The sequence below is a fragment of the Bradyrhizobium sp. 76 genome (genome assembly GCF_023073025.1).
Classification (GTDB): domain Bacteria; phylum Pseudomonadota; class Alphaproteobacteria; order Rhizobiales; family Xanthobacteraceae; genus Bradyrhizobium.
Window position 1 is genome coordinate 146,483 of sequence record NZ_JADPIS010000015.1, and the last position, 12,137, is coordinate 158,619.

11 protein-coding genes are annotated in these 12,137 nt (G+C 62.8%); 7 read left to right on the forward strand and 4 right to left on the reverse strand.

Features of this window, described 5'->3' with window-relative positions; genetic code table 11:
- Positions 1-187: 187 nt before the first annotated feature.
- From IVB48_RS01500 to IVB48_RS01510, 3 genes are all read left to right on the forward strand, one after another.
- Positions 188-634, forward strand: coding sequence for a hypothetical protein (locus IVB48_RS01500; protein WP_007603109.1), 447 nt, complete (start codon positions 188-190; stop codon positions 632-634).
- Between the two features lie 101 nt (positions 635-735).
- Positions 736-1,608, forward strand: a complete 873-nt coding sequence (locus IVB48_RS01505) for a DMT family transporter (protein ID WP_247396761.1) — start codon at positions 736-738, stop codon at positions 1,606-1,608.
- A gap of 97 nt (positions 1,609-1,705) precedes the next feature.
- A complete protein-coding gene (locus IVB48_RS01510) occupies positions 1,706-2,449 on the forward strand; it encodes a hypothetical protein (RefSeq protein ID WP_247396764.1) in 744 nt (247 codons plus the stop codon).
- Between the two features lie 55 nt (positions 2,450-2,504).
- Here the strand turns inward: IVB48_RS01510 and IVB48_RS01515 are convergent, their stop codons facing one another.
- Positions 2,505-2,822, reverse strand: a complete 318-nt coding sequence (locus IVB48_RS01515; protein ID WP_247396767.1) for a histone — start codon at positions 2,820-2,822, stop codon at positions 2,505-2,507.
- Between the two features lie 66 nt (positions 2,823-2,888).
- Positions 2,889-4,361, reverse strand: coding sequence for a deoxyribodipyrimidine photo-lyase (locus tag IVB48_RS01520; protein WP_256468861.1), 1,473 nt, complete (start codon positions 4,359-4,361; stop codon positions 2,889-2,891).
- 114 nt (positions 4,362-4,475) lie between these two features.
- On the opposite strand from IVB48_RS01520, the gene IVB48_RS01525 reads away from it, so the two are divergent.
- The gene (locus IVB48_RS01525) at positions 4,476-6,206 is read left to right on the forward strand and encodes a Cache 3/Cache 2 fusion domain-containing protein (RefSeq protein WP_027567441.1); all 1,731 of its coding nucleotides are present in this window, start codon (positions 4,476-4,478) and stop codon (positions 6,204-6,206) included.
- Between the two features lie 56 nt (positions 6,207-6,262).
- On the opposite strand, the gene IVB48_RS01530 is transcribed toward IVB48_RS01525, so the two are convergent.
- Positions 6,263-6,922, reverse strand: coding sequence for a peroxiredoxin (locus tag IVB48_RS01530; RefSeq protein ID WP_247396771.1), 660 nt, complete (start codon positions 6,920-6,922; stop codon positions 6,263-6,265).
- A 392-nt stretch (positions 6,923-7,314) separates the two neighbouring features.
- On the opposite strand from IVB48_RS01530, the gene IVB48_RS01535 reads away from it, so the two are divergent.
- A complete protein-coding gene (locus IVB48_RS01535) occupies positions 7,315-7,887 on the forward strand; it encodes a hypothetical protein (protein ID WP_247396774.1) in 573 nt (190 codons plus the stop codon).
- Positions 7,888-7,927: 40 nt separating this feature from the next.
- On the opposite strand, the gene IVB48_RS01540 is transcribed toward IVB48_RS01535, so the two are convergent.
- Complete coding sequence (locus IVB48_RS01540; RefSeq protein WP_247396776.1) at positions 7,928-9,793, reverse strand: alkaline phosphatase family protein; 1,866 nt, start codon at positions 9,791-9,793, stop codon at positions 7,928-7,930.
- A gap of 644 nt (positions 9,794-10,437) precedes the next feature.
- Between IVB48_RS01540 and IVB48_RS01545 the strand changes: the two genes are divergently transcribed.
- Both IVB48_RS01545 and IVB48_RS01550 read left to right on the forward strand, forming a co-directional pair.
- Positions 10,438-11,685: a site-specific integrase gene (locus tag IVB48_RS01545; protein WP_247396779.1), complete on the forward strand. Its 1,248-nt coding sequence runs from the start codon at positions 10,438-10,440 to the stop codon at positions 11,683-11,685.
- A 207-nt stretch (positions 11,686-11,892) separates the two neighbouring features.
- Positions 11,893-12,099 (forward strand): hypothetical protein, encoded by a 207-nt coding sequence (locus tag IVB48_RS01550; RefSeq protein ID WP_247396782.1) that lies wholly within the window; start codon positions 11,893-11,895, stop codon positions 12,097-12,099.
- Positions 12,100-12,137: the final 38 nt, after the last annotated feature.

Sequence of the window (12,137 nt, forward strand, 5' to 3'; positions counted from 1 at the left end):
TGTGACAGAATTGCCGGTTCTGTGGTCCGGACTTGCCCATTTTTGGCCTTTTCGAGATGCTTAACGAATTCCCCACACAAGTATGACCAAAGAGAATTCGGTAAAATATCCTCTTGCCGGCCCGAGGATCATCTTGGGGGTCCTTCGAGGCCGGTCCATTCCTGAAGGCTTTCGCCGTCACCTCGCCATGCGCATCACGCTTCTGAGCCTGCTGTTGCTCTCGGTCGTCGCCGCCACGCCGGCGCGGGCCGAGCTGCACATTACCCGCGACCACGGCGGCTATGTCGAGGAGTACAAGGCCAAGTACAAGCGCGTCCGCGAAAAGGGCGAGCGCGTCATTATCGACGGCATCTGCAATTCGGCCTGCACCTTGGTGCTCGGCATCGTGCCGATGAACAAGATCTGCGTGACGCCGCGCGCCAGCCTCGGCTTCCACCAAGCCTACTACGACAAGGCCTTCACCTTCGGCATCAAGGTCACCAGCGCGGAGGGGACGTCCGACCTGATGGCCTATTACCCCGACACGGTGAAGGACTGGATCCGCCGCAATGGCGGGCTCACCACCGACATGAAAAAGATCAAGAACGGCGTCGAGCTCTGGAAGATCATCGATCCCTGTCCGGACGAATGGTGAGCGGCTGAGCCGTCCGGTCCGTCGCAGCGCAGCATCGTCCGGACGAAATTGGCCGAAATTCGCATTGCCGCATTGGCCCCCGGTGGGGCAATGAGGCGGCAATGAATCATAATCAAGAAGCCCTGACCGCCCGCGCCGCGCCGATCCTGTTCGTCCTGCTCTGGAGCACGGGCTTCATCGGCACCAAATACGTCGTCAACAATGCCGATCCCTTGACCTACCTCGCCATCCGCATGGTGTTCGTGGTCGGTCTGATGGCGATCATCGTCGCGATTGCGCGACCGAAATGGCCGGACCGTATCGGTATCGCGCACAGCGCCGTCGCGGGCATTCTCGTCCATGGCTTCTATCTCGGCGGCACCGCAATCGCGATCGCGCACTCGATTCCGGCCGGGCTCTCCGCGCTCATTCCGGGCCTTCAGCCGATCCTGACCTCGACCATCGCCAACCGCTGGCTCGGGGAGAAGGTGACGCCGGTGCAATGGGCGGGGCTCGTCCTTGGCCTCGGCGGCGTCGTGCTGATCCTCCACGGCCGTCCCATGACCGGCGAAGCCGGGCTCGGCTGGCTCGCCTCCGTCGTCTCGCTGATCAGCATCACGCTCGGCACGCTCTATCAGCGCCGCTACTGCAACCACATCGACTGGCGCGCCGGCAATCTCGTGCAGTACGTGTCCGTCACGATCTTCTTCGCGATCGGCGCCTTCCTGTTCGAGGACCGCGTGGTGCACTGGACACGCGAGTTCATGCTGGCGCTGGCCTGGCTCGCCGTGGCCCTCTCGATCGGGTCGATTGGGCTGCTGTACTGGCTGATCCGCCATGCCGCCGCCACGTCTGTTGCAAGCCTGTTCTATCTGGTGCCCGCCGTCACGGCGCTGATGGCTTATCTGCTGTTCGGAGAAAAGCTCGATGCGCTGGCAATCGCCGGCATGGTGATGTGCGCGGCTGCGGTGTTTGTGGTCAACCGACGCTTCTAGGACCGGCGGGCCGGGCCGCCGGAATACATCCCTGACGTGCGCGGCAAGATCGTGCTAGGGTCGGCGCATTTCAGTGGCCCTTTCACAGGTGATTTCCATGAAGAAGGCGAGACGCGCGTTGCTTGGCAGGTCCCTGAAGCCGGTCCGGATTGCCTGCATCAACTACGCGGAGCCGACGATCAGCGGCCGCAAGATGGCCAGGCTCACAGCGGCGCTCCAGAAATGCTACGACAAGCACTTCCTGCCGGTGTGGGGCTATCCGGTCGACCTCTATGTCAGCGAAAAGCCGAAGCCGGGCGAGTGGCAGCTGGTCTATTTTGACGAGGCCACCCACAAGAACATGCTCGGCCGCCATGAGCTGACGCATCGCCGCCAGCCGATCTCAAAGATCTTCGTCAAGGCGCTGGGCGACGAGCCGGTCAGCGTGGCGGCCTCACACGAGCTGTTCGAGATGGTGCTCGATCCCATGGCCAATCTCTGGGCCGACAAAAACCGGAACACCCAATATGCCTATGAGGTCTGTGACGCCGTGGAAGAGGACACCTTCTTCGTCGCCGGCTTCGAGATGTCGAACTTCGTCTATCCGTCCTGGTTCGAACCGTTCAAGCATCCCCGAGGCACCAAATTCGACCACAAGGGAACGCTGAAAGAGCCGTTCTCGATGACCGAGGGCGGCTACGTCATCAAGAAGGTCAACGGCAGGAAGGTGATCAAGGCGTTCGGCTCGCCCGAGAAACGGCGGCGTTTCAACGCCGAGGACCGGCGCGGCCATCGCAGCGAATTTCGCGATCCTCAAGGCGAGCATCACCCGGGCCGGCGCGCGGCCAAGCGGCGGGGGTAGGCATCGCTGGAGCCGTCTCCGGGCGCGTCCGCCCCCGGAGACCTCGGCGTTGCGATCAGCGCTTGGCCTTCTTGCCCTTCTTTTTCGACTTGGCAGCTTTCTTGGTGGCCTTCTTTGCGGTCTTCTTGGCCGCCTTCTTCGACGACTTCTTTGCAGCTTTCTTCGAAGCCTTCTTGGTGGCCTTCTTCGAAGTTTTCTTCGCAGCCTTCTTGGCTTTCTTCTTGGAAGCCTTCTTCGGCGCTACCTTCTTCGCGACCTTCTTGGCGGCTTTCTTCACCTGCTTGACGGCAGTGACAGCGGCGTCCTTGGTCGCTTCCACGGCGGTGGTGATCGTGTCCATCGCCTGTTCGGTGATCGGCTTGTCGTCGTCCATAGTGTCCCCCACGGTTTGCATGGAGCGATGACGATAGCGCGTTTCATAATTGTGTCAAAGCAACGCTCAACCTTTGCGGATCTTGGCGTAGGCGGCGAGCGCGCGCTCTCGTCCCTTGGCATGATCGACGATCGGCTGCGGATAGGTCTTGCCGAGCGTGACACCGGCGCTCGCAAGCTCGATCGGCGTGGCCTCCCAGGGCTTGTGGACCAACTTGGGCGGCACGTCCTTTAGCTCGGGCACCCAGCGCCGGACATAGGCTCCATGCGGGTCGAACTTCTCGCCCTGGAGTACCGGATTGAACACGCGGAAATAGGGCGCTGCGTCGGCGCCGCAGCCGGCGACCCACTGCCAGTTGGCGGGATTGCTGCCGGCATCCGCATCGACCAGCGTGTCCCAGAACCAGCTTTCGCCGTCGCGCCAGTCGATCAGGAGGTGCTTGACCAGAAACGAGGCGACCACCATTCGCACCCGGTTGTGCATCACGCCGGTGTGCCAGAGCTCGCGTAGGCCGGCGTCAACGATGGGATAGCCGGTGCGTCCGCGCTGCCAGGCGGCGAGCGCCTTGGCGTCGGGCTTCCATGGGAAGCCGTCGAAATTCGCTTGCAGGTTTTTGGTGGCAAGGTTGGGGTGGTCGTGGAGCAGGTGCCGGCAGAACTCACGCCAGCCAAGCTCGCTCAGGAACTTGTCGACACCGGGTCCGATCGCAGGGTTTTCCGCCGCGGCGAACCGCGCGGCGTGCCAGACCTGGCGCGGGCTGAGCTCGCCGAATCTCAAATGCGGTGACAGATGTGAGGTGCCCTCGCGGTCCGGGCGGTCGCGATCGCCGACATAGCCTTGTGCAGTGTGCTTGAGGAAATTGCGCAGGCGGGCGCGGGCGGAGGCTTCGCCGGGGGTCCATGTCTCGCGCAGGCCGCCGGCCCAATCGGGCTTGTGCGGCTCGAGCTTCCAGGCCTCCAGCGCGTCGCTGGCGACCGTCGGCGCAGGACGCAGCTCCTTCGGTGCCGGCAGGGGATTCGGCGGATCGCCGAGCGCCAGCACGCGCCGCCAGAATGGCGTGAACACGCGCAGGCCGCGGCCTTCCTTGTTGCGGATCGCCGCGGGCGGAACGAGCAAGTCGCCCGAGAAACTTTGCGAGTCCACGCCGATCTTTGCCAGTGCCGCTTCGAGCTGCCGCTCGATCGCCTGATGCGGCGCCTGTGCGATCCCGTTCCAGTAGACCGAACGCGCTCCGCTCTCACGCGCCACCTCCGCGATCACCCTGGCCGCCCGCCCCTTACGCAGGATCAGCGATCCGCCGCGGCTGGCAATGTCGGCGCCGAGCGCCCGCAGCGACTGCGCCAGCCACCAGCGCGCCCCGGCGCCCGGCGCTCGCCCGGCCGCGTCGTCCAGCACATAGAGGCAGATCACCGGCGCCCTGGTCGTCGCAGCGGCCTTGTGGAGGGCCGGGTGGTCGGACAGTCGGAGGTCGTCTCGAAACCAGACGATGATGGGCGGAGCACTTGGCGTGGTCCTTGGCGTAGTTCTGGGCGCGGTCAGGGGGGCCTCGTTAACGATTTGGTAAGCATGTCGCGGGGGGCGATTGGAACCGCCGTTAATGTGACCGTAAGCCGATTGCACGAATATGCAGGAATTACGGAGGTAATTTCATTCATGTACGGACGAGCAACGGCGAAGTTTCTGCCGCAATTCAAGCTTGGCACCAAGGCGCTCCTGTGCGCCGTGCTGCTGATCGCTATGAATACGGCGCTCGTGGTCGGCGCCGGCTATTGGTCGCTCAGCTCCGCTTTCAACGATCGCGCGCTCCGCGACATCGAGGTGAGTTTGCGCACGCTGGCGCTGGCCTTTGCCGAAATCGTTCCCGATGCGAAGATCACGATGCGGGATGGCGCGGTCGCGCGCGCCGAGATTCCCAAGATGCCGGACTTCAAGGATCACGCCATCGTCGATCGCGCGGTGTCCTATGTCGGCGGCAACGCGACCCTGTTCGTGTTCGACGATGCGAGCGGGCAGTTCGTGCGGCGCTCGACCAACGTGAAGAAGGAAAATGGCGACCGTGCCGTCGGGACCCAGCTTGCCGCCGATCACCCGGCGCAGGCGCTGCTGCGTCGTGGCGAGGCCTACAAGGGCCCGGCCACCCTGTTCGGCAAGTCCTTCATGACCGCCTATTTCCCGGTCGCCGACGCCAGCGGCAAGGTCGCCGGCATCCTCTATGTCGGCATCCCGATGGCCCAGTTCGAGAGCATGCTGGCCCAGACGATCGAGAGCATGGCGGCTGCCGCCGGCCTCGCCGCGTTGCTGGTGCTGGTCCTGACCTTGCTGGTCGTCCGCCGTGTCACCAAGCCGCTCACCTCGGTCACGCGCTCGCTGACCGCGCTCGCCGAAGGCCAGAGCGACGTCGAGATCGATTGCGAAAATCGCGCCGACGAGATCGGCGAGATCGCCCGCACGGTCGCGGTGTTCAGGAGCAATTCGCAGGAGCGGGCGCGGATGCGCAGCGAGCAGGCGGCGGCTTCGGCCGCAGCCGCCGAGCAGCGCAAATCCGAGCTGCGCAATTTCGTCGAGGAGTTCCGTGGCGGGGTCGGCGGCATTCTCGACAAGGTGCTGACATCGTCAGGGGAATTCGAGCGGACGGCGCGGCAGCTCACCGACACCGCGCGCTCCACCGCCGATCTGTCGGCGCGCTCGGCCGGAGCTTCCGAAAATGCCTCCGAGCACGTGCGTTCGGCGGCGTCGGCTTCGGACGAGCTGTCTCAATCGATCTCTGAAATCACCCGGCGGGTGCAGGAATCGAACGTCATTTCCGCCGAGGCCGTGCGGCAGGCCGAGGCGACCGATCAGCGCATCGCGCAGCTCTCCGAGGCAGGCGCGCGCATCGGCGATGTCGTCAAGCTGATCACCTCGATCGCCGAGCAGACCAATCTGCTGGCGCTGAACGCGACCATCGAGGCCGCGCGCGCGGGGGATGCCGGCCGCGGTTTTGCGGTGGTAGCCCAGGAGGTCAAGACGCTCGCCGGCCAGACCGCGAAGGCGACCGACGAGATCTCGAACCAGATCGCCAGCATGCAGCTTGCGACCGAGGAATCGGTTGTCGCCATCAAGGCGATCAGCCAGACCATCGAGCGCATCAGCGGCATCGCGGGCTCGATCTCGGCGGCGGTCGAGCAGCAGAAGAGCGCGACCCAGAACATCGTCGCCAGCGTTCGCGCGGCGGTATCGGGCACGGCCGATGTCGCCGTCAACGTCCGTCAGGCCGCCGAGGGTGCGAACGAGACGGGTGAGACGTCCAGCCGGATGTTTGCCTCCGCGCAGGCGTTGTCGGGCGAGAGCCTGCATCTGAAAGCTGAGGTCGAGGGCTTCCTCGAACGCGTGCGCGCGGCGTAAGAGCTGACATCGTCATCCCGGGTGATGCTGACGCATCGCCCGGAATGACAGTTGGGTTATTTCGGCTGCGGCACGATCCGGATGTAGGGCTTCGGCTCCTTCCAGCCCTGCGGGTAGATCGTCTTGGCCTCATCATTGGAGACCGAGCCCGCGATGATGACGTCGTCGCCCTGCGACCAGTCGGCCGGGGTCGCGACGCGGTGCTTGGCGGTGAGCTGGAGCGAGTCGATGACGCGGAGGATCTCCTGGAAGTTCCGGCCCGTCGTCATCGGATAGACCAGCACCAGCTTGATCTTCTTGTCCGGCCCGATGATGAAGACGTTGCGGACGGTCTGGTTGTCAGCGGCGGTGCGGGTGAGGGGATCGCCCGAGATCGCGGCCGGCAGCATGCCGTACAGCTTGGAGACGTTGTAATCGGTGTCGCCGATCATCGGATAGTTCGGGGCCGCGCCTTGCGTCTCCTTGATGTCGTCCGACCATTTGGCGTGGCGATCGACCGGATCGACCGAGAGGCCCATCAGCTTGACGCCGCGCCTGTCGAATTCCGGCTTGAGCTTGGCGAGCGCGCCGAGCTCGGTCGTGCAAACCGGCGTGAAGTCCTTCGGGTGCGAGAACAGCAGCGCCCAGCTATTGCCGATCCAGTCGTGGAACTTGATCTTCCCTTCGGTGGTCTCGGCTTCGAAATCGGGGGCGGTGGCGCCGATCGGAAGTGTCATGATTCTACCTCATGCTATTGAATTTACTTGAGAATTCATCTTTGACCGTCATGACCATTATAAGGTCTTCGCGATCCCAAGTGAACGCTAACTGAACCGCTTCAAGTAAAATGTGAATTCCTTCTTTGAAGGCCCGATTTCCTAGCACCTTTTTGTTACAGCGGCGCCTGGGGCGAAACATCTCCACCGGGGCTATACGGGCGTGATTGCCCCGAGAAAGCCTTTTATGACTTCCATCACCCTCGCCCGTCGCTTCCCAGAACCAAAATGGTCCTGACAGCGACCAATTGGCAACTATCTCGAAAAGTCGCGATCCCCGTACCGAATCATTAACCACCCCTTTACGCCGGCATGAAAATGCTGGCCGATCAGAAGAAATCTGGAAGTGAACTATGTCTGCCGCTGCGCATAAGTCTGTTGAGTCGCCGTCCCTCGAACCGTTCTGCCGCGATACCTCGGCCCATGCACTGACTATCGTGCGCGACGGCGTGATCACGGGCGAAGGCCCGACCACCAAGGGAAGGGTGCACTTCTCCCGCTCGCTCGATGCCGATGACACCGCCTGGTGCGTCCGCATTCTCACCGCCTCGGCTGTCAACGACCAGCCGGTCAGCCGTGCTGAAGCCGAAGCGCTGTTCGAGATCAACGAAGCTGCGACCGAGCGCACCGATGGTGGCCGGTTCGACGATTTGCTGGCCAAGGCGGTCGCCCATTATGCGGCGAGCGCCTCGGGCTTGAAGGTGCCGCCGCGCAGCGTCGCGCTGTCGGCCGAGTCCGATATCGAGGGGTGGGCGCCGTCCTATGCCTCCAAGGTCAACAGCGAAATGCTCGAGTGGATCGCCGGCCAGATGCGCGGCAAGCGCCAGAACAACCGTCGCCTTATGGCGATGGTGGCGACCTTCCTGGGCGCCACCGCGCTGCCTCTGGCGGGCCAATTGCCGAACGTGTTCGACATCGGCATGTAAAATTCTGCGCCTCTCACGAGGACGCATTTGAACGGCGGGGTTATTTCCCCGCCGTTTTTTGTTTGCCGGTGTCCAACTCGAGGCCGAGCGTGCGGCCCGGGAAACCGGCAGTGTCGAAATAGCGCTGGCTGCCGACGCGCTGGAAGTTCAGCACGGTCTGAAGGCCGTTCTCTGACTTCTTCGACTTCTCGACCCCCTTGTACGCCTTCGGCACGATGCCGTTGGGCATGGCCTCCGACATCACGCGGCCGACGAGGCCGCCGTTCTGCGATGCGCGCAGACCGAGGAGCTGGGCGGCCGTCATGCCGACGTCGGCATTGCTGACCGGGATCTCGCTGACATAGCCGGTTTTGAAGTCCGGACCGATCGCGGCCATGAAGTTCATGGTGTCGCCGCGGCTGAAGCTGCCATGCATGCCCTGGCCCTGGCGCAGCACGGTGTCGGCGACGTGCACCGAGCAGTTGGTCGGCGCCTCGCCGCAATCGCTGGCATAGGAGCGGAAGTTGACGACGATCGCCGGCGTCGGCGTCGCCGCCTTGCCGCGCAGGTTGACGCTCGACAGCGGCAGCGTGCCGGGGAAGCGGCCGAGCGAGTCGTCGACGAACAGGCCGGAGACGTAATCTTGCTCGAGCAGCACCTTGACGGTCTTGGCCGCCAGCTTCTTGTCCTTGTTCGGCAAATAGATCAGGTCGGAGCCGCCATTGGTGGCGACGATGAGATCGGGCTTTTCCGGATCCTTGCCGAGCACGCCGTTGCCGGCCTTGGGGTGCTTGTTGCCCTCGACCTTGGCGTTCTTGTCGTTGGGATCGAACAGCGGCAGGTCGAGCGCCTTGGCAAGGTCGAGCGCCAGAAAGCCCATCGGCAAAAAGTCCTTCGGCGTGTCGTCATAGCTGACCTTGGCCGAGGGGCTGGTCTTGCTTTCCTTGGAGATGGTCGAGAAGCCGTGGTCGGCTTGGACCATGATGTTGGTGTTTGCGGCAAGGCCGAGCTCGTCCAGCGCCTTGCGGAGCTGGGCGAGATTGTTGTCGGCATTCTTGATGCCGGCCATCGAGGTCGGCCCGTTGATGCCGGGCATGATCTGGTTGAGGCTGTCGCCGGTGTTGTGCTGACTGCCATCGGGATCACGCGACCAGAACACCAGCACGAACGGCTTGTTGTGCGCCTTGAACATCGGCAGCACGACCTTGGCCGCGACGTCGGCGAAATAGGCCTGCTGCGCAACGTTGGCCGCCGTGGTGCCGGGCGTCTTGGCATCGCCCGCCTTGGAGTTGTCGCCGCGCGGCGGCGTGGCGAGGGGCAGACCGGCCTTGGTGAGAGCGGCCTTGATCTCGTCCGACAGCGCCACGCCGTTCTTGCCGCCTGTGGCGTCGTCGAACACGACCGAATGCAGGCCGGCCTTTTCGGGCTTGTCGGTGTGGTCGAACTGATAGGTCGGACCATGCTTGCCGAGCGCGGCGGTGCTGTAGCCCTTGTCGCGGGCCAGCTTCAGGATCGTGTCCTCGTTGAGGTAGTCGCCCTTGAAATGCTCGTCGATGTCGCCGAGCACGGCGTCGTTCTCGATGAACGGGACGACGGTGTCGCCTGCGGGCACCGAGGTATAGTTGGTCCAGATCGTGTTGGAGAACACGCCGGTGTCGCCGAGATAATGGCCGGTCGACATCGCCGAGCCGTTGGCCATGGTGAAGGTCGGGAATAGCGAGTGCGAATTCTTGAAATTGACGCCCTTGTCGCGGATTTCGGCCATTGCCGGGGCGGTCTCGGGTGTTACCTTCAGCGCCCGCAGACCGTCGGGAATGAACAGGATCAGGTTGCGGGGCGTGTTGTTCTCTGCGGAGGCAGGTCCGATCGAAAGTCCGGCGGACAACACTGTCAGTCCGGCTGACAGCAACACCAGTGAACGGCGCATCAAAATCTCTCCCTGCGAGGCGGCTTGGCCGCCAACCGCGGCCCCCGGCTTCGTTTAGTTTCGCTGCATGACGGTTTTGTTACAAGAGCGGAGCGGCATGTAAAGAAGGGCAGGGGCCCGGCTCCGCGCGGCGTCCGGGGCACGAGATCGCGGTGTCGGCGGGCAGCTCCTTCAGCATCGTCATTGCGAGCGCAGCGAAGCAATCCAGAATCTTTCCGCGGCGGCAGACTGGATTGCTTCGCTGCGCTCGCAATGACGGAGTGAGTGGCTGGCAGCGTGGCCCTTCGATTCGCATTCCGAGTGGAAGACACACCTTCGCCGTCTCGCGGCTTGTTTTGCCCGAACTTTGCTTCATCGCCTCCCCCTCAAATGAAAGAGGGCGCAGGGAAGACCGGGTGCCGGCTGGCACCCGCGGTCCACTGTGCGAGATTGTCGTGAACAAGATTGCACAGCGGCATACAGGTGAAGCCCAACATCCGGCCTTCCCTGCGCAGGGGAAAGATAGCCCAAAATTATATGCGCGTGGGTTCGCAGAGACCCGAGTGGAAAGCGTAACCCGTTGACGCCTCTGCCATTTTATCTATCTGTAGTCCAAGTTACTTCTATGTATTCCTCCCATGATGGGGACGAAGACGGGGACACACATGGCACGCAAGGTTCGTCACACCGCGATTGAGAGCCGCAGCGCTCGGCTAAAACTTCAAGTTCGCGGTAAGCCTTATCCCGGTCCCTCGCTCGCGCGCGGCGTCTCGCTGCTCTATCGACGCAATCGCACGAACGGCTCATGGGTGGTGAAAGCCAGCGACGGTCATGGCACCTACTGGATCCGACGCATCGCCGATGCCGACGACTTCGACGAAGCAAACGGCAAAGACATATTGACGTTCTTTGAAGCGCAGGATGTCGCGAAGCGGTTGGCACGTGGCGATAGCGGAGGCGACAACGCACCCGTCACCGTAGACGGCGCCCTCAATTCCTATGAAGCCGATCTGAAGGCCCGCAACTCTAATCCCTACAACGCACAATGGCCGCGCGTGCATCTCACCTCGGTGCTGCTCGCCAAACCGGTTATCGTGCTCACCTCAATCGAGCTGCAGAAGTGGCGGGACGGGCTGCTCTCCAAGATGGCGCCTTCGACCGTCAACCGCCTCTGCGGTTGCCTGTGCGCCGCTCTGGAGCTTGCGGCACGTCATGATCAGCGCATCCAGAACAAGCAAGCATGGGACGTTGGACTGGCCGGCCTGCCGGATGCGCAAGAAGCCCGCAACGTGATCCTGTCAGATGAGGAGGTGCGGCAATTCGTTGCCGGCGCCTATGGCCTCGATGACAAGCTCGGCTTGCTAGTCGATACGCTGGCGATCACTGGCGCGCGACCAAGTCAAGCTGTGCGGTTGCGCGTTGCCGATCTGGATACTCATCCGCTACGCCCCAAGTTGTCGATGCCCAAGTCGGCCAAGGGCGGCGGGCGCAATCGCGCCAAGAAGAAACACGAACGCTACAGCGTGCCGATCACGGTGCAGCTCGCTGCAAAGCTGCGAGAGGCGGCGAACGGCCGTCCTGACACTGCACCATTGTTTTTGCAGACGGACGGAATCCCTTGGGGAGACAATCCCGGCCAGACCTATCATCGCCAGATCGACAAGATTGTTACTGCGATCGGCCGCGACCCGGCTGAAGTGACGATCTATGCACTGAGGCATTCGAGCATCGTGCGCATGCTGCTTGCTAATGTTCCGATCCGGCTCGTCGCGTCGTTGCACAACACAAGCGTGCAGATGATCGAGCGCACCTATTCGAAGTACATCACCGAGCACAGCGACGAGATTTCGCGCAGGGCACTGCTGCAGCAGAATGCACCACTTGGCGAGAACGTTGTTGCTCTAGTTCGTTGATGCGAACGGAGCGGCCTCCGTCTCCCCGCTGGTTATTCCCACGACCTACTATGCAAGAGGACACGTGGAATGGACGATTGTGTGTACTAAATCTGCGTGGAATGGACGATTGTGTTTACTAACTCTATTCACAAACCAGAAAATCTGACTAGGAATGTGGGCTCCCTCAGAGGTCGCGTGGACCTCAAGCAAATAGCAGGAGCAAGCATGTCATCTTCCATTATTGCTGACGACGTCGATGCCTATAGCATTGATGCATTTTGCGCTCGGCACAGCATTAGCACCCAGCTGTTTTACAAGCAGAAGCGGGAAGGTCTGACGCCTGCCACGTTCAAGGTGGGCACTCGCGTGTTGATCTCGCGGGAGGCTGCCGCCGCATGGCGTCGTGCGCGCGAGAATGCCAAGGCCGCGTAAAGAGAAAGCGGCCCGCCACAGGCCGCCCCTCATCACCA